At 41.2% G+C, this 18182-nt stretch carries 15 protein-coding genes; 2 read left to right on the top strand and 13 right to left on the bottom strand.

Annotated elements, in window-relative coordinates; translation table 11 throughout:
- A partial coding sequence (locus H532_RS18530) for a transposase (protein ID WP_027725417.1) occupies nt 1-261 on the top strand: 261 nt, incomplete at its 5' end.
- Here the strand turns inward: H532_RS18530 and H532_RS18525 are convergent.
- From H532_RS18525 to H532_RS0110260, 3 genes are read right to left on the bottom strand one after another with little or no spacing between them, the layout of a single operon-like run.
- Nucleotides 262-996 (bottom strand): PTS transporter subunit IIC, encoded by a 735-nt coding sequence (locus tag H532_RS18525; protein ID WP_051263261.1) that lies wholly within the window; start codon nt 994-996, stop codon nt 262-264.
- Nucleotides 996-1295: a PTS sugar transporter subunit IIB gene (locus H532_RS0110265; RefSeq protein ID WP_027725416.1), complete on the bottom strand. Its 300-nt coding sequence runs from the start codon at nt 1293-1295 to the stop codon at nt 996-998. Before H532_RS0110265 ends, H532_RS18525 begins: the two co-directional genes overlap by 1 nt.
- Nucleotides 1296-1307: 12 nt before the next feature.
- The gene (locus H532_RS0110260) at nt 1308-3395 is read right to left on the bottom strand and encodes a BglG family transcription antiterminator (RefSeq protein ID WP_027725415.1); all 2088 of its coding nucleotides are present in this window, start codon (nt 3393-3395) and stop codon (nt 1308-1310) included.
- A 234-nt stretch (nt 3396-3629) separates the two neighbouring features.
- Between H532_RS0110260 and tkt the strand changes: the two genes are divergently transcribed.
- Nucleotides 3630-5621 (top strand): transketolase, encoded by a 1992-nt coding sequence (gene tkt / locus H532_RS0110255; RefSeq protein WP_027725414.1) that lies wholly within the window; start codon nt 3630-3632, stop codon nt 5619-5621.
- Nucleotides 5622-6620: 999 nt separating this feature from the next.
- Here tkt and H532_RS19600 read toward each other — a convergent pair.
- The 10 genes from H532_RS19600 to H532_RS0110205 all read right to left on the bottom strand — a co-directional run bounded on the left by H532_RS19600 (nt 6621) and on the right by H532_RS0110205 (nt 18174).
- Entirely contained in the window at nt 6621-8546 is a 1926-nt protein-coding gene (locus H532_RS19600) for an SEC-C metal-binding domain-containing protein (protein WP_051263260.1), read from the bottom strand.
- A 747-nt stretch (nt 8547-9293) separates the two neighbouring features.
- Entirely contained in the window at nt 9294-10409 is a 1116-nt protein-coding gene (yfkAB, locus tag H532_RS0110245) for a radical SAM/CxCxxxxC motif protein YfkAB (protein WP_038112140.1), read from the bottom strand.
- Nucleotides 10410-10748: 339 nt separating this feature from the next.
- Nucleotides 10749-11456, bottom strand: coding sequence for a carboxymuconolactone decarboxylase family protein (locus H532_RS0110240; RefSeq protein WP_027725412.1), 708 nt, complete (start codon nt 11454-11456; stop codon nt 10749-10751).
- 31 nt (nt 11457-11487) lie between these two features.
- Nucleotides 11488-12225: a carboxymuconolactone decarboxylase family protein gene (locus tag H532_RS19595; protein ID WP_051263259.1), complete on the bottom strand. Its 738-nt coding sequence runs from the start codon at nt 12223-12225 to the stop codon at nt 11488-11490.
- 20 nt (nt 12226-12245) lie between these two features.
- Entirely contained in the window at nt 12246-13307 is a 1062-nt protein-coding gene (locus tag H532_RS0110230; protein ID WP_027725411.1) for a zinc-dependent alcohol dehydrogenase, read from the bottom strand.
- A 92-nt stretch (nt 13308-13399) separates the two neighbouring features.
- On the bottom strand, nt 13400-14599 hold the full coding sequence (locus tag H532_RS0110225) for a thiolase family protein (RefSeq protein WP_027725410.1): 1200 nt from the start codon (nt 14597-14599) through the stop codon (nt 13400-13402).
- On the bottom strand, nt 14596-15273 hold the full coding sequence (locus H532_RS0110220) for a 3-oxoacid CoA-transferase subunit B (protein ID WP_027725409.1): 678 nt from the start codon (nt 15271-15273) through the stop codon (nt 14596-14598). The genes H532_RS0110225 and H532_RS0110220 overlap by 4 nt, the downstream gene beginning before the upstream one ends.
- Entirely contained in the window at nt 15270-15953 is a 684-nt protein-coding gene (locus H532_RS0110215; RefSeq protein WP_038112136.1) for a CoA transferase subunit A, read from the bottom strand. The genes H532_RS0110220 and H532_RS0110215 overlap by 4 nt, the downstream gene beginning before the upstream one ends.
- Before the next feature lie 171 nt (nt 15954-16124).
- Nucleotides 16125-16802 (bottom strand): cyclase family protein, encoded by a 678-nt coding sequence (locus H532_RS0110210; protein WP_027725407.1) that lies wholly within the window; start codon nt 16800-16802, stop codon nt 16125-16127.
- A 31-nt stretch (nt 16803-16833) separates the two neighbouring features.
- Nucleotides 16834-18174 carry a short-chain fatty acid transporter gene (locus tag H532_RS0110205; RefSeq protein WP_027725406.1) on the bottom strand — a complete coding sequence of 447 codons (1341 nt, stop codon included), beginning with the start codon at nt 18172-18174 and terminating at the stop codon, nt 16834-16836.
- Nucleotides 18175-18182 lie beyond the last annotated feature (8 nt).

Genomic DNA, 18182 nt, shown 5'->3' with positions numbered 1-18182 from the left:
GAAGACAGCGCCCAAAAACGAATAGAATACCAGGACGCCTTGGATCGGAACGCCGTCGAAGGCAAATTTGGCGAGGGCAAGCGTACATATGGGCTTGGTCTTATTCGAGCACGCCTTCGACAGACAAGTGAAACCGTCATTGCCCTGCAGTTTCTGGTTATGAACCTTGAAAAGATCCTTCGGGATACTTTTTTTTCCTTTTTTCACTTGATCATTCGTCAGGTATTTTCATGTCACAAACTGCGAGTGGTAAGCTTTTGATCAAAATGTAGGTTGTTCAGTAGTCCCTAAGTAAATCGGGACCATCGTGACCGCCATGCTCGTTGTGGAATCCCTGAAGAAATTCAGCCATTTTGGAAGTTTAAAGTTTTCGGCACTTTTCTCTGGGTTACCGACATACTTCCCAATCCAACCCGAAAACCAATAACCGATGTCTCCGGTATGGCCCACACTGAATTTTTCTCCTTTAGTAATTTTTTGAGCATAAGGATAAAGGAGTGCTGGCATGAACGTAAAATAAAGTCCCATGGTTACGGCACCGACAAGGAAAAGCCAGAACCCTTGCAAACCGGCAACGGATTCATAAACGGCTGTGACAAATAATGAGACATAAAGCATAATATGACCGGTTAAATAAATAAACTTGAACCTTGTAAATTTAGCGAGTAAGACATTGATTAAAAAGCCACCCACCATGATCAAGGCACCCATTGAACCAAAATTCTTTAGGGCAAATGGCAAAACCGCTTCGTTCGTTGGCACAATCCCTTTTACGTTTAGACCATGATTAATAATAGTGCCAAAAGGGCTTAGGGAACCTGTTAAAATGCCTGCGCCGCCGGATATAATTAAAACACCGATAATCGTCTTAATCGTCCCGGAGATAACATTTGTCGCAGGCCTTTTTTGTAACATTAAACCGATCATCGCCACTAAGCCGAGTAAGATGGCTGGTACGGAGAGAATTTGGAAGACAATAAATTTGATCACAATCATCATTTTTCCCTCCCAATAATGTTCATTTCAACTAACCTTTCCTTGATCTTTTCTGCAATTTCATCTTTTTTAAAGAAATTATTTATGGTGATAATCTTTTTCGGATCAACATTTTCTAACGAATCTCGTAATTCCTCGACCGTTACAATAAAATCAAAACTTTCACCAATGATGGATGCCACACCGGCTGTTTCCACCATATAGTCAACGCCTAATTCATCCAAGACATTCTGAATGTGAATTTTGGCGATCATGCTGCTCCCAAGCCCTTGGGGGCAAACCGTAAATATTTTGAGCATAAGACATACCCCTCACTGTATAAGTTGCAAAATCGAATGAACGGAACTCGCTTCACGAATCGCATGAATGTTTTCGTCATTACCGAATAAATTCACTAACTCAGAAAGAGCCTTTACATGACTCGTGTGGTCCGTTGAACAAATACATGCAACAATATAAACAGGATCATTTTCCTTATTCCCGAAACAAACAGGTTCCTTTAGCGTGATTAAACTAAATCCCGTTTTTAATGCGCCAGCTTCCGGACGGGCGTGAGGCATCGCAATCCCTGGTGCAATGACAATATAAGGGCCAATGGTTTTCACAGACTCAATCATGGCGCTGACATAAGACTCCTTAGCTGCACCTGTGTTGACAAGCAAATTCCCGCCATAGCGAACGGCTTCTTCCCAATCATGGACTTCAACCTGAACTTCAATCACATCTTCGGTAAGCAAATCTTTCAACATGAGTTCCTCTTCCACTTCTTTCTTTTGGTTATCTAAAAGGGCGATTAACTCCTTCTCTAATCTGCCGCGATTTATGATTCTACAATTCTCTTCTATGATTTTTATAATGGTTTGAAGATCACCATGTTCTTGAATGGTCCGCCTTTCAAGGTACGGACTCAGCTTTAAAATATCTTGCTCATTTAAAAGTGGATTGACGACAACAGCCGGTATAGATAAATGGGGTAATTTAATCGTTGAAATAATCAGTTCCACATGATGATGGCGTATGGAGGATTCCAAATGATGGGAAGAAATGCAATCGACAATATTAACCTTAAAAAGTTTTTTTAGTTTTGCCGAAAGAATTTCCGCCGTTCCTATCCCCGTCCCGCAAACAATGAGAACGTCTTTGACGGTATGAGAATTTTCCCTTGTTTGAAGACGTTCAAGGGCCGCAGCAAAATGCAGGGCAATAAAGCCGATTTCATCCGGTGGCATTTTCGATCTTGTAAAAATCTCTAAGTGGCGAACAGCCATTTTCGTCTGATGAAAAAGATCCTGATAGTTCGTCTCAATTTCCTTTAACAAAGGATTTTTGACGTGCAACTCGTGTTGAAGTCTATGAATGACGGGCCCTATATGATCCTCTAATCCTTGAATCAAGACGGGATCACGGGAAAGATTCACACCTGTTAAACCGCTCATCGTACCGACCATAGCCTGGACGATGATTTGATATTCAAGCGGGCTATCTTCTTTATTATTTTTAAAATTACTGGCCCCAAGCATGTGCATCGTCATGTAACCGATTTCATCAATAGGTATGGTTAAATGAAAATGCTCTTCTAACATTTGCGCCAAACCGGAGACGGTTGAAAATTCTTTCGTTGAAGCGAGCATTTTCAGTTCCTCTTTTGGAATGACTATATCATGGCCCAGTTGAATTCGCTTTAAGGCCATGGCAATATGAAGAATGATTCCGGAATAAGCATCATCTGAAAACTGGACGTTCAGTTCCTGTTCTGCGACCTGTAGGCATTTTTCGATAAAATGCAAATCCATATCGGCTAACAAATTCCGAAATTCCATTTCCAACCCGAGCTCGTCATCTTTAAACAGATGTTCTTGGATTTCACGTACAATGATTTTTGTATCAACGTATTGAAAAATGAAATCCATAAGTATTTTTCTCAGCTTCTTTTCTTCTCCAACAATCCGTATACCTTCCTTGGTCTTTGACTCAATGGTCACGCCATGTTCCTTTATGCGATGCCTTAACTCTCTTAAGTCTGTTATGACTGTACTTCTTGATACACTTAATTTCTCTGCTAATGATTGAATCGTGACATAACCTTTACTCGCAATCAATTCGATAAGAATAAATCGTCTTCTTTCCTCCGGGGACAAGGTATAATGATACGTTCCCATTCCTAGCAATTTTCTGCTTAAATGCATTTGTTCTGCGTGGCTGAGTACAATCTGGACGCCCGAATTTGGCTTTCTTTGAAGTTGTGGTAAATGACAGTCTTGAAGAAAGGAGTCAATCTTGTTCAAGTCATAACGAATCGTCCGTTGGCTGACTTTGAAAGTTTCGGCGAGTTCTTTGACTGTAATCGGTGCGTCTCGTTCACGGATGATGTTGAGAATCTGAGCACATCTATTGTCCACCGTTTGCTTTACACCCTCCTTTCACCCCCTATTTTATAGTATGGGGAAGATTCGTAAAGTTTGACTTCCTTCACAGCAAATGCGGCAATTTTACACTAATGAATGGCGTTGATTTTTTTTAGACTAAAAATTGCCGTATTTCTTGTGCAAAATGTAAGCCTTTACACTCCTTTCGTCACTTTTAAAATAAATCTTAGAAAACCGTGTGCAAAAAACGCTTCAGAGGAGGACACTATGATACAACCGATTTCAACGCTTTCCATAAATACCATTCGAACCTTAACGATCGATAGTATCGAAAAAGCTCAACATGGGCACCCCGGTATGCCGCTCGGAGCTGCACCGATGGCATATGTTTTATGGAAATATTTCTTAAAACAAAACCCAAAGCACCCTTCCTGGTTTAATCGCGACCGTTTTGTTTTATCGGCAGGACACGGCTCGATGCTTTTATATGCGTTACTGCATCTATCCGGTTATGATGTATCTTTAGATGATCTAAAAAATTTCCGTCAATTAGGCAGTAAAACACCTGGTCATCCAGAATACGGGGTAACTCCCAGAGTAGAAGCCACAACTGGCCCCTTAGGTCAGGGCATTCCGACAGCCGTCGGCATGGCAATGGCCGAACGATATTTCGCTGAAAAATTTAACCGTGAAGGATTTCCTATCGTTGATCATTTGACTTACACCATTTGCGGTGATGGGGATTTAATGGAAGGGGTGTCTAGTGAAGCCGCGTCACTCGCCGGCCATTTGAAACTCGGCCGCTTAATTGTTCTTTATGACTCCAACAATGTCAGCCTGGATGGGAATCTCTCGCTCGCTTATTCGGATGATACGAAAAAACGTTTTGAATCATATGGGTGGCAAGTGATTTCTGTCAGCGATGGAAATGACTTAGACGAAATAAAAGCGGCGATCCACCTGGCGCAATCGGACTTAACCCGCCCATCTCTCATTGAAATTAAAACAACCATTGGTTATGGTGCCCCTTCGGTAGAAGGAACCCACAAAGCCCATAGTGACCCCCTTGGTCCTGAGGAATTAAAACGGGCAAAACAGAATTACAACTGGCATTATGATGAACCTTTTTATATCCCTGAAGCTGTCTATCAAGACTTTGCATCCATACAATCGGAAGGAGAAAAAAGAGAAGCGGACTGGAACAACCTTTTAACAAGATATAAACAAAGCTACCCAGAACTTTATACGGAATTCACTCGAATCCTAAATGGGGACTTCCCACTGAATTGGGAAGCTCAACTTCCAAATTATGATTTGACCGATCAATTAGCCACTAGAGTCGCTTCAAGTCAAGCCCTGAATATTCTCGCCCATTCTTTTACAGAGTTAATTGGCGGCTCCGCCGATTTAGATGCTTCCACGCGCACAAGATTAAAGGATTTTGATGATTTTCAAGCGCAAACTTACTCTGGCCGGAATATCCGTTTTGGTGTCCGGGAATTTGCCATGGCTGCTATTGCCAATGGGCTTGCCTTGCATCATCTCCGGCCGTTTGTGAGTACTTTTTTGGTATTCTCAGACTATCTCAGACCAGCTTTAAGATTATCGGCGTTAATGAAATTACCCGTCATTTATGTATTTACCCATGATAGTGTCGCTGTCGGCCAAGACGGACCGACCCACCAACCGATCGAGCATTTGGCATCATTTCGAGCTATGCCAAATGTTACCGTCCTTCGACCTGCTGATGGAAATGAAACATCCGCAGCCTGGGCCGTTGCCATGAAAAATCAAGACGGACCTACCCTCCTGATTCTTGGCCGCCAGACCCTTCCGACCCTTGAAGGGACAAAAGAAAAAGCTAGAGAAGGCGTTTCGCGTGGGGCCTATGTATTATCAGAGGCTGCAGGAGATCCTGTTGGTTTACTCATTGCCACTGGTTCCGAGGTTCATCTAGCCATAAAGGCTCAAAAGGTTCTTGAAAAGGAAAATATCTATGTATCCGTTATTAGCATGCCGTCTTGGGAGCTGTTTGAAAAACAAAGCGAAACCTATAAAGAACGTGTTTTGCCTAGAAAAATAACCAAACGTTTAGTCCTTGAAATGGGTTCCAGGCTTGGTTGGCGGGAATACGCCGGAGCTTTCGGCAAAATAATGAGCATCGACGAATTCGGCTGCTCTGGCCCTGGTGATCAAGTCATTGAAAAATTTGGATTTGCGGTAGACAATGTTGTGAAGCAATTTAAAGAAATGTTGTAATTAGTCATGGCACGAACAAAAGGGACAGTCCAAAATGGATTTGTCCCCTTTTTTGGTTTGTGTCGCGCGAGGTTTTGGTTCCTCAGGCTCTTAAAAATTTGCGGTAATTGGGCTTGCGCGGACCTTTGGTCGCCTTTCATCCCGGAGAACTCGGGCAAATCCGATATTCACCTTGTTTTAAAGAGTTTAAGCTGCGTTCCCTACCATTGCGCGAGCTTTTGGCGTTGTTACATGACACGTTAAGTAGTTTTGGTTCTTCCAGATTATGGGGCGTATGCTCATTTTCTCAACTCTCACTACTGAAAAATGCACATAAATACGGTTTTTGCTCATTTTCTTGCTCGTTCCGCCTTCAAATCGCGCATACGATCCAGTTTTTTACATATTTAGTTGAATTTCTTCCATATTATGGAGCGTATGCTCATTTTCGCGACTTCTCACTACTGAATTTGAGCATAAACGCCACTTTTGTTCATTTTCTTGGCTCGGCCCTCATTAAATTGCGCAGACGCTCCAGTTTTTTACATATTTAGCTAGCTTTCTTCCAAATTATGGGGCGTATGCTCATTTTCTCAACTCTCACTACTGAAAAATGCGCATAAATGCGGTTTCTGCTCATTTTCATACCGATTCAGCCATAAAATCGCGCAGACGCTCCAGTTTTTTACACTTCGAACCTTGATTCTTCTTATTCTGAACCAGATTGTTAGAATTACTTTTACTAGACTCTGCTAGCCTTTTAGGTGATTGTAGAGCCTTTGTTACGCTCATGCTGGCCAGACAAATGAAAAACTTTCTTATCAGCGCAAGATTTTGTGCCCATCATCAGAATCTTTGTAGCCTTATGACTGGCCTAAAGAATGATATCTTTTCTTACTAGTAAAAGGAAAAAACGATGGTACGAACAAAAAGTGTATAGGCTCTTTTATCTAACATGGGTGGCTTTTTAGAATCCGTGTTTTTTCCGATGAGCCCGATACGCCTTTCCCTCACACTGCCCTATAACAAACCGCTTTTCTGCCAGAGTTCACCGCATAGGTCAGCATAGATGATCGCCTCGCTTTTGTCACCAAGGATATATGTCTCGGGCATAAGCTTGGGAAGGCTGCGCTTTTGTGTTAAATAATCCATCACGAATGGATTTTGTTTCTTCGCTTTGTCCATGAGTTTCTTATAACGTTCGGTTTTACCGTTTTTTAAACCTTCCAGCAAGCAGCGGTTAAAAAGACCGTGGGCGTTGTGTTCTTCCGGATATTTTTTCAACAAGCGTTCTGCCTGGCTCAACTTTCCGTCTTTCACATAAGCCGCAAAAAGAAGATACCGGACGGCTTGATGGTCCATTTCATCTAAAGCAAGCAGTTCTTCGTATTGAACAATGGCCTCTTTTAATTTCCCCAATGCCTCTAAGGTTTGGCCGTAGTTAAACTTGGCACGCATGAACGGGCGCGTTTCGATAATTCCCCAGAAATGGCCCATATTTTCTTTAAAATAGGCTTGTCCCAATTGCTTTTCGCCGCGCACAACACCTTCCCGGTAAAAGGCGTTAGCCTCCTTAAGCGATGTCGCATCATCCCCCATGATGTTATAAATATCAGGATGATTCGGATCCAGTTTTAAGGCCTTCTTCAAAAGTTCCTTACGCCTTTTTCCTTTGGCATTGTACGCATCAAAGATGATATCTTGAGCTTTCTCTTTATCAGCGGCCGTTTTCCGCTTCTTTCGGTTCGGTTGATTGAGGTAGGCATTGATATCCTCAATGGAATCAAATTCTTTTCCTTCAATGTCCCGCGTAATTTCTAACAAATGGCGTTCCATTTCAAGTCTGGGAAAAGGTATCGTTTCCACACCATCTTCATCAACTAAATTGCCGGCAATTATTTTTTCAACCTCATTCCTGATCATTTCAAGTTCTTCTTCCAGAACCTCTTTTATATGACGATATTTTTGTGAAAGCCCACTTGCGGAAACCTGATACATTCCCGCCAATTCCTTTTGAGTCATATCGCCGAACGCAAAATGATCAACTAAATAATGAAGGGCTGCTGCATAAACTGATGGTTTATTTATTATCGGCTCTTCATATTCACAATATCGCTGCCACAACATTAAACCCATTTCAATAAAAACATGATCATGTCCAAGTTGTTCCATTCCCTTTTGGAAGATTTCAGCCACTAACTGCTGGTGATAACTTTCCCAAATCATCGTCTCCGCCGTAATTTCCCTTTCTAGAAAAGCAAACCCAAGCAATGCTGGAAATTTATCGGATAAAAATTTTTCAGGGGAATCGGCGGACCGATCAGAATGGTAAAACTCTCGGACATCCTGCACAAATGAGAAACTCAATTCCTCTGGTACATCAATAAAGGTTGTAAAGAAAGTAAATTCATCACTACCAATCGGCACGATAATACCAATGATAATCGTTCCCGTTTCAGGTTGATGAGGCGAATCATCCAGTACTTTCACCTTAAAAGTTTGGTCAGAAATAATATCTGCTAAAAGAAAAAACTCACCTTTCTTACTTATCAATTCCCCAATAATCGGTCTGCCGCGGTTCCAAGATAAAATAATCTCTTTTAATTTCGGCCGTTTAATGGATTTTAATGATTCTTTTATATACACATCGATAATCTTATTTTCGGAATCGATGGGCACATCAAAAATGATCCAACGGTCCATTAAAAAGGTGAATAACTCCTCCACCTCTTCAGGGATATCCATTTCTTCCAAATAAACAGAGATGATTTCTGTTATTTCCTGTCCATAATTTATAAGTGCAAAATCGATTATTTTGTCTTGTTGGGCAAGGATTTCCCGCTCAAGCAACTGGTCAATATTTACCACATTATTTTTTCCGCAGCATTTCTTATATTTCTTTCCGCTCCCGCACGGACACGGATCATTTCTACCAACTTGCCCCATCGGCTAGCACTCCCTCGTTCCATTATTCATTTCCGGGATGAAGTTCCAATCCCGGCGCCCCTTTCCAATGTCCCTTTTAAATTATCCTTATTATACTATAAACCATATGAGGGCAAATTGATTTGAGAAAAAACGGACATTCGTAGTGTGTTTTCCAGAGTTAAACCACGTGTTTACCGTTGCGCAAGCTTTTAGTACATCTAGCCCTTTAAAACTCGTAAAAAATCGGCTTGTGCGAGTTTTTATCCCTTTGTCACCACGGAAAACTCGCGCAAGTCCGTCTTCACCTATTTTTAGGCGTGTTAGAGCTGCGTCCACGACCGGCACGATCTATTGGTGTTGTTTCACGACGCGTTAGGCAGTTTTGATTCTTCCAAATTATGGGGCGTGTGCTCATTTTTGTGGCTCTCTCTGCCCAAAATTGAGCATAAATGCGGTTTTTGAGCATTTTTGTGCTCGTTCTACCTTCAAATTGTGCATACACTCCAGTTTTTTACATATTTAACTGCAGTTTTTCCAGATTATGGAGTGCTTGCTCATTTTCGTAACTCTTCATGCCGGAAAATGCGCATAAATGCTGTTTTTGAGCATTTTTGTGCCCGTTCTGCCTTCAAATTGCGCATACGCTCCATTTTTTACATTTTTAGACTCAGGTTTCCATATTCTGACTCAGTTTATTAAAAAAAGTGAGCCCAATCATTATGTTTGGGCTCAGGCATTACCAAGAGTCAATTTCTGATACTGGACTCACCTATTCAAACTGATCTGTGCTTTTCTTTGCTGGAAATCAACGTCCTTATAATATGTATTTTTTACGAGGATATTTGGTCCCAGGCACTTTACAGCGGGACAATGGCAGTTTAATTGCTTCGCTGTTTTTGTCGAAAGCCAGCGCGAAAAAGCATCGGGGAGCGAAGTATCCTGAATGTTCCCCAAGGAAGGCTCGTCACCAAAATCGGTGACAATAATTTCACCCGTAAAAACATTGACGTTCAAGCGCGAACGGCCGTCTGGATCGTTTCTCACCGTCACGTTTTTTTCGTTGTATAAGCGCTTCAGCAAATCTAAATCTTCCTGCGAAGAACTGCACGGATAAAAAGGCAATGTGCCGAACAACATCCAGATATCTTGATTCCGGTGGTTCAGCAAGCGGGTAATCGCCTCTCTGATTTCCGTTAAAGTCAGCGTCTCAAGGTGACTGGCAAAATCAACCGGATACATTGGATGAATTTCGTGACGGGCACAGCCCATTTCGACAACCTCATCATGAATATGTTCCAAGTATGGGAAAGTCCGTTTATTTAACATCGTTTCCGCCGAAACCATGACACCGTCACTTGACAACCTTTTGGCATTTTCAATCATTCGTTTAAAATAATTTTTCCGATGTTCAACCGATAATGTTCGCTCCATTCGCGCAAACCCGGTCTCCACAAACTCATCGACGGTTCCCCAGTTATGGGAAATATGCAGGACGTCCAGATAAGGAATGACCATCTCGTATCGGTCGTACGGTAATGTTAAATTGGAATTAAGCTGCGTTTTCACTCCGCGGGAATGAGCATATTGAAGGAGCGGCAAGACCATCTCCCTGATGGATTTCTTAGACATCATGGGTTCTCCGCCAGTAATACTCAACGCGCGAAGATGGGGCACCTCATCTAAACGACGAAGAATCAAGGATAACGGCAATGATTCCGGATCGCGATCGCTTAATGTATACCCGACCGCACAATGGGCACAGCGCATGTTACAGAGTGTTGTTGTTGTAAACTCCACATTGGATAAAGTTAAACCCCCATGTTCTTCAACATCCATATACGCTTCCCATGGGTCATTGGCTGGGGTAATCTCTTGATGCATGACTTTTGCAGACAACGATAAACTTCCTTTCAGTAAAACGGATTTGGTGATAACCACCTGTTACACTATTATGTATGATATTGACTCTTTATCTCGGTTATTATTATAAACCCAAATTTCCAAAACCCCTATCTACAAAACTTGTGAGCCTCAAACAGGGGTGAATTTCTAAGTGGTATGGATTTTCGGTATTTTCTCACTGCCAATTGTCAGCATCGCATTTCAGATACAACGTTAAAACTTAAACACCAATGGTTGATATCAAGGTTATAACGTTTTGAGACTTGCTGTTTGTGATACAAAAAAAGAAGGTCCCCATTTATAGGAGTACCCTCTAAATTATAATGAATCGCTGATTTCAAACCAAGCAGGAATACCTGCCGTTAGAATGCAAATATACCCCACATCGGCTAGGTCAGCTTCGGATGCGCCAAAGTTCCTTGCCTTTTTAATCCAGGAGCTAGCACCTTTTCCGTTTAATTCAGTAATAAAGTTACCCACCATATTGAGGTACTTTAATCGTGATGATACATTTCCATCTTCAAGAATCTTTCTTTCGATTCTCTCTCTATCACCTGTTTGGATGTTTTGAAATACCTCTCTTACAAAACTTGTATCTTCGTTGTCCATATATTGAATAATGATATGAAAAATGTCATCCAATGTGACAACTTCTGTTGTTTTAGATTCATAGCACTTACCCTTTAGTTCTAATGCATATGCTAAAGCTTTTATTGATAGTTTCAGTGACTCAATGCCTTTATAAAGATAGGCTACCAAAAAATACTCCACTAATTCCGGTATAGTTATGCCATTGTCAACAGCACCCTTTGTGTGGTAAAGCATGCTACGCGGGTACAACCGGGCTGCATTCATGCTGGCAATTAACACATCTTTTTCCTTACGTGTCAGGGCTCCATCTTTCATAATTTCGCTGCGTATTCTGGTATAATGGCTTAAAACCTCCGGACTGAAATCATGCATCTTTTGAACCCATCCAGGCACTTCATCATAAACTTTTTTAAAATACGCTAAACCCGTATCCATTTTTTGTATTCACCCCCTTATACAAAGGCCATTACTCATTCCTTAAAAATTGTGCCCCCTCAAACCAAGCCGGTATTCCGGCTGTCAACACGGCCGTTAGATGGCACTCTGCAATTTCCATTTCTGTAGCCCCACAAGATCTAGCGCCTTCTGTATGAATTCTAACACCTTCCGGATAACGCTCAGCTGTATTGATTCCGACTAATACAAGTTCCTTTAGCTTTCGAGATACTCTGCCATCACTCAAATTGGCATTTCTTAGATTCGTATAATGCAGTAATGTGTCGGGAGAATAATCTAGTAGAACTTTTGCCCATTGGGGGAGTGTTCCGAACATGTTGTCATAGTAATGGATACAATCATCTAAACTTTCAAAACTATACCGATTTGGTTTTTGACCATTATGTTTGCTTAAAACTTTCGGCGCTCTAGTTTCATCTATATATTTCGCTGCATAAGCCAAAGCCTTCATACCCTCTAACCAAGCGGGTAAGCCCCGTGAGAGGATACAAACAGAAAGAATCTCTGCCAGTTCATCAAGGCTTGCACCAACATCAATGGCGCACTTTGTATGGTATAGCATGCTTTTTTCATAGCGTCTCGCAGCATTAATCCCAACTAGAATGCATTCTTTTTCCTTACGTGACAGGGCCCCGTTCCTTAGGACTAACTCGTTGAGTCGTTTATATGCCTCTAACACTTCCGGTGCGTAATGATCCATTTTATCCATCCATTCCGCGAGATGACCTTCATTATTTATCCCAGTCATTTTCGTACTCCCACTCCATTTTATTTGAAAGTAATGATCGTTTTACCCGGAGCCCGGTTTAAGGCATTTTGGAAGGCCTCTTTTGCTTGATTATAAGAAAAGATTCCAGTAATCAACTTTTCAAATGGAAATTCTTGCTTGGCAGCATAAGCGACTGTTTTACGGAAACTTTCATTTGTAATACCATAACTCCCCTTAATTTGAATTTCTCCGCGAACCACTTGATCCATAGGAAGGGAAAACTCATTGTTTGATATACCTACTAATATCATTTCACCGCCTTTTTTCAAAATGGAAACGGCGGTTTTGGGAACGGAGTGATGCCCCGAACTATCAAATACAGAGTCAAAACCCGCAGTATTAAAGGAAAGCAAATCTTCAGTGGCATTCTCACCAAGAATAACTGTTTCATGTGCACCAAGTTCTTTCGCTTTCTCTAATCTTTGTTCATCCCCTGAAACGCCTGCCACAACGAGTTTCTTCACATGAAGACCTGAGAGAATACTAACAATGGCGAGGCCAATTGGACCCGGTCCAAAGACGGCGATCGATTTTTCATCAATACGATTAATTTTTTCAACCGCGGTCACCCCAACGGCAATGGCTTCTAGAATAGCTCCCACTTCATCGGAAATATTATTTTCAAGAATAATAATGTTTTTCTCAGGTACAATTAAAAACTCCGACATTCCGCCATTTTTTCTAAATCCATATTGCAGTGATTTTGGTGGGCGTTTCTCCGCGAAAAACTCCCCTGAATCGCAGCGATTCTCCTCACCCTTTAGGCAAAATTCGCAGTGGCCGCATGCAATATAAGGATTGATAACGACCCTTTGACCGACTAACGAACCATCAATGTCAGCACCGACTTTAACGACAGTGCCTGTGATTTCATGACCAAAGACAAGGGGATATTGAATCCAATCATAACCGCCGTGACCCGCATACATATGAAGGTCGCTCCCACAGATCCCTACGGCCGATACTTTTACAAGGACATCTTTATTACCAACAATACCAAGATCTAATTCCTTAATGGAAATATCAAAAGGTTCGGCTGAATTCTTAACAATAGCTTTCATTCGACTCTTCCTTTTTTAAATTTTTTCAAATGGACACATTGAAGAAAACGTCATGTTCCAAAAGCGTTTTTCATCGGATTTAAGATTCCGCGTTAATTTTCTACGCGTTTAAATATGGTTGTTATCCCTTGACCGCCAGCTGTACACAATGTGGCCAAACCATATTCAACTTCCCTTTTCTTCATGGCATGGATTAAAGTAACACATATGCGTGCGCCACTATTTCCTATCGGATGTCCTAAAGCAATTGCCCCACCGTTAACATTTACCTTGCTTTGATCTAATCCTATTTCTTTAATAACTGCGAGGGATTGAGCGGCAAATGCTTCGTTTAACTCTATAAGATCCATTTGGTCCAATTTGAGATCGGTAGATTTTAGGGCTTTCCTTGTCGCTTCAACTGGACCAATTCCCATTCGATCAGGAGCAACACCCGCTACTCCAAGCCCGATAATTTCTGCAAGTGGTTTAAGATTAAAACGGTTCACAATGTCCTCTGAAACAATCAGTAACATGGAGGCCCCGTCATTTAAACCGGATGCATTTCCTGCCGTAACTGTCCCATTTTCTTTGAAAACAGGCTTTAAACTCGCCAATTTTTCAAGGCTTGTCTCACGGGGATGCTCATCTACTTCAAAAATAATGGGAGGTTTTTTGCGCTGTGGAACTACAACCGGAACGATTTCATCTTTAAATTCACCGGATTCGATCGCTTTTTTAGCTTTTAACTGGCTGTTTAGTGCAAATTGATCTTGTTCCTCACGGCTAATGGAATATTCTTCGGCGAGGTTTTCCGCCGTCAGTCCCATGGTGAATCTCCCATATATTTCTTCCGGCTGTGAACCTGGTTGACTTTCTTTATTAGGGTCAAGTAATTCAGCATTCCCTGAACCATAACCAAATCTTGCATGACGTAGATAATAGGGTGCCGTACTCATGCTTTCTACTCCACCGGCAATCACCACATCATTTAGCCCGCTTGCAATCGACATGTAAGCATTATGAATGGCCTGCATCCCGGATCCACATTGACGATGTACCGTATAACCCGGTAATGATTCAGGTAATCTCGCTTTTAAAAGTGAATATCTCGCAATATTCGATTGATCTTGTGATTGTTTAGCTTGACCAATAATGACCTCATCAATCATTTCTACGGGTACAAGTTCTTTTTCAAGTAAATTATTATATAAAGGTAAAAGCAAATTATCGGGTGTCACATCCTTCAATGTTCCTCCCAATTTTCCAACCGCAGTTCTTTGTGCACTGACAACATAGACTTTACGATTCATCGTAACAACCCCTTATCGAATTGGGTGAGAGATTCATCAACTTTAAACGAAAATTCAGTGTGATCCATAACTTGTTGGAATGTGGCGTTTGGCATCACTTCAATTAAGTGCCATTCTTCATTTTTCCGTTCAAACACAGCCAGTTCGGTGATAATCATATCGACTTTCCGAATAGAAGTGATCGGGTAGGTACACTTTTTAACCAACTTAGATTCCCCACTTTTATTGGTATGAAAAGTCGTCACGATGATCTTTTTCGCACCAACAAGAAGATCCATTGCCCCACCGACACCCATGATGTTCTTTCCAGGTACCGCCCAATTGGCAATCAACCCTTCTTCATCCACTTGTAAAGTTCCCAATATAGCAACGTCGACATGTGAGCCACGGATCATGGCAAATGAAGTAGCACTATCAAAGTATGATGCCCCTAACATTTCGCCGACCGGCAATTTGCCAGCATTCACTCGAAATGGATCATACTCGCTCTCATCAGATAATTCCTTGACACCTAATAAACCATTTTCTGTATGAAAAAATATCGAATCGGATTGAACGTATTTGGCAACTAATGTTGGAATGCCAATACCTAAGTTAACAACATGATTCTCTTTTAATTCAGATGCCGCTCTTTTGGCAATAAGCTCTTTTGCAGTTAGCACCTCATCACTCATCGTGTAACGACCCCTTCCTTTGTTAAAATCTTTTTACTCAAAACGATCGCATTTACAAAAAGATGTGGTGTCACAATTTCCTCCGGAGAAAGGGCGCCGGTATCAACAATTTCATCCACTTCGGCAATCACATACTTAGCTGCGGTTGCCATTATGGGATTAAAATTACGTCCCGTTTTATAGTAAGTGAGGTTTCCGAGTTTATCTGCCTTATGAGCCTTAATCAAAGCAACATCCGCTGTTAACGCCGGCTCGAATAAATAGCGTACGCCATTTATTTCGCGAATTTCCTTGCCTTTACTAAGTTCTGTATCGACGCCGGTTCTTGTATAATAACCTCCAAGACCAGCTCCACCAGCACGAATCGATTCAGCAAAAGTCCCCTGTGGAAGCAATTGAATATCAATTTCACCTTTGTTATAGGCATCTCCAACTTCTCTATTACTTGTAAAATAAGAACCTATTGCCTTTTTTATCTTTCCTTGCCGAAGCAGTATGCCTAATCCTTTCCCGGCTTCACCAAGGTTATTACTTATAATTGTCAAATTATAGACGTCAAGTTGGGTCAATTCATCAATAAGTGTTAACGGGGCACCTACTAATCCGAAGCCGCCAACCATTAAGGTTTGACCTGATTGTATTTTTTCTAAAGCCTTTCTTGCTTCAAGTATTTTCCCCATCATTTCTATCTCCTTACATTTTTCTATTCAGATAGATAAAAGGCCTAGTCCCCAGAAAAGAGCTACTCCTACCCCTTCTCTTGGGAAAGACTAGGCAACCTTAATTTCAATGGAATCGTTCTATTCCATCATTAAGATTTTGACTTCCCATGCGTTTTAAAACTTTTTATTTTACCATTCTTCAATCGCGATGGCCCGAATCGGCGAACCAGTCATGCCTTTCAAATTTAACGGTGTCCCAATAAAATAGAAGCGATCTTTGGTCAGTTGATCTAAATGAACAACGTTTTCCATAATTAAGATGTTCCTGCCTAATAGTTTCAAGTGAACATCCCTGCGCATATTTTCATTTATATCTGCATTTGGAAGGTCCAAACCAATTGCTTTTACTTTATTTTCAATTACCCAGTCACCAACCGATCCGTCTAATGCCTTACAATCAAAGAAGCCTTCCGCTTGCCATTCTTTTGGCCAACACCGGAAGAATACAATATCTCCCTCTTTGATGACTAATTGTTTCTCTTTCACTTTGGCTTCAACCATTTCTCTTGTAACAGGCTGATCCGGGTCTTTATCAGATACATCAATGAGAACGGCCTCACCCATAACGGCTTCAAGCGGAATCTCTTCGATCGTTAAACCATCATCAAAGAAATGGTATGGTGCATCCAAATGTGTGCCCCCATGATCCGACATCATAAAAATCTTACTATTAAAACCCTCGCAAGGAGGAATGTACCTTGCTTTAGATTTTGCCTTTGTTTCATAATCCATTACGACCATTTTGGGATGAGACGGAAAAGAGACCAAACCATCGTAAAGAAGGACAGATAAGTCAACGATTTTCATAAACTTCCCCTCCGAAATCAATTTTCAATGATTAACCTAGATATCCCCACAAAAGAACGGCAACAACATAGATAATGCCGACCCAAAACATAGAAACAACCGTATAACCCATAACATCTTTGAGTTTTAATTTGGATAAAGCAAGAGCAGGCAGGAGCCAGAAAGGTTGGACCAAATCGTTCCAAGCGTTACCAAGCATAACAGACATTGATGTTTGACTTAGTGATGCCCCGAGCTCTTTAGCAGCATCGATCATAAATGGTCCTTGTACAACCCAGTGCCCACCTCCGGATGGTGCAAAGAAATTGATGACAAAGGAACTAATAATCCCCCAAAATGGAAGTGTTGCCGCATTGGACATATCAACAAATAACTTTGAAATGGTGGTAACGAGACCTGAAGCGGCCATGATTGCCATAATCCCAGCATAAAAAGGATATTGTAGTATAATACCTGAAATCGTTTTAATCCCATCGTTAAGTTTTGCCACATAATTGGCAGGGGTTCCCAAAAGAATAATACCTAAAAAGAGAATAATGAAGTTAATCATGTTCAAATCTATTGAACGACCACCAACAAAGTACGAAATAATATAAACGATGCCGACTATCCCTATAAGAAGACTTAATATACGACTATTATTTAACTTATTGGCAATCGTGTTGTTAGCTAATAAACTTTCAGCGGATGCGGCTGCAACCTCTTTTTCTGCTTCAATGGATGGATCATATTCGATAATATCCTCTGCCCGTTTTGGATGGAGCAAGGCATTGAGTATCGGTAATGTCACAACAACGACGACACTAGTAATAATCATCGGCAGAGAGAATATTGTTTGTGAAAGTCCTATAACACCCATCTCTTTTTCTAAAGGATGTCCAGGTGTCGAGATCAAAACTGGAATACTTGCGGATAATCCCAAACCATACATCGTAAATCCGCTATATGCAGCGGCAATAATTAAAGGATAGTGGACACCTTTCACCTTCGAAGCTAATTTTTTCGCCATAATTCCACCGATAACAAGACCAAAACCCCAGTTAAGATAACTACCGATGGCTCCAACTAATGTTGCAACAATGATAGCTGTCCTAGGTTTTTCTACTTTATTAACGATTTTTGTTAATAACTTGTCTACAAGTGGTGCACTGGCTAACACATAGCCCATCGCCAAAATAACGGCCATTTGTGTAGTGAAGGCAAGGAGATTCCAAAACCCATCCCCCCAAGCTTTTGTGGTGGACATGAATCCTTTTCCTTCAACAACCATTGCCAAAATAATTGTTAATAGCGTCAAGCCAATTGCAAAAACAAATGGATCCGGCAAATATTTACGCATTAAATTAGTGAAAAAATTGGTAATCTTTGTCATATACTAAA

The sequence above is a fragment of the Tuberibacillus calidus DSM 17572 genome, from assembly GCF_000430685.1.
GTDB lineage: Bacteria > Bacillota > Bacilli > Bacillales > Sporolactobacillaceae > Tuberibacillus > Tuberibacillus calidus.
Note: the sequence above shows the minus strand (reverse complement) of the source record. Positions and strands in the feature narration are given on the sequence as shown.

Excerpts from the sequence above, each read along its gene's own strand:
- H532_RS0110220 (WP_027725409.1), bottom strand. The coding sequence starts at position 15,273 with ATGAGTGATGAGGTGCTAACTGCAAAAGAGCTTATTGCCAAAAGAGCG.
- H532_RS0110240 (WP_027725412.1), bottom strand. The coding sequence starts at position 11,456 with ATGGATACGGGTTTAGCGTATTTTAAAAAAGTTTATGATGAAGTGCCT.
- H532_RS0110205 (WP_027725406.1), bottom strand. The coding sequence starts at position 18,174 with ATGACAAAGATTACCAATTTTTTCACTAATTTAATGCGTAAATATTTG.
- H532_RS0110215 (WP_038112136.1), bottom strand. The coding sequence starts at position 15,953 with ATGGGGAAAATACTTGAAGCAAGAAAGGCTTTAGAAAAAATACAATCA.
- H532_RS18525 (WP_051263261.1), bottom strand. The coding sequence starts at position 996 with ATGATTGTGATCAAATTTATTGTCTTCCAAATTCTCTCCGTACCAGCC.
- H532_RS0110210 (WP_027725407.1), bottom strand. The coding sequence starts at position 16,802 with ATGAAAATCGTTGACTTATCTGTCCTTCTTTACGATGGTTTGGTCTCT.
- yfkAB (WP_038112140.1), bottom strand. The coding sequence starts at position 10,409 with ATGCATCAAGAGATTACCCCAGCCAATGACCCATGGGAAGCGTATATG.
- H532_RS19595 (WP_051263259.1), bottom strand. The coding sequence starts at position 12,225 with ATGACTGGGATAAATAATGAAGGTCATCTCGCGGAATGGATGGATAAA.
- H532_RS0110230 (WP_027725411.1), bottom strand. The coding sequence starts at position 13,307 with ATGAAAGCTATTGTTAAGAATTCAGCCGAACCTTTTGATATTTCCATT.
- H532_RS0110225 (WP_027725410.1), bottom strand. The coding sequence starts at position 14,599 with ATGAATCGTAAAGTCTATGTTGTCAGTGCACAAAGAACTGCGGTTGGA.
- tkt (WP_027725414.1), top strand. The coding sequence starts at position 3,630 with ATGATACAACCGATTTCAACGCTTTCCATAAATACCATTCGAACCTTA.
- H532_RS19600 (WP_051263260.1), bottom strand. The coding sequence starts at position 8,546 with ATGGGGCAAGTTGGTAGAAATGATCCGTGTCCGTGCGGGAGCGGAAAG.
- H532_RS0110265 (WP_027725416.1), bottom strand. The coding sequence starts at position 1,295 with ATGCTCAAAATATTTACGGTTTGCCCCCAAGGGCTTGGGAGCAGCATG.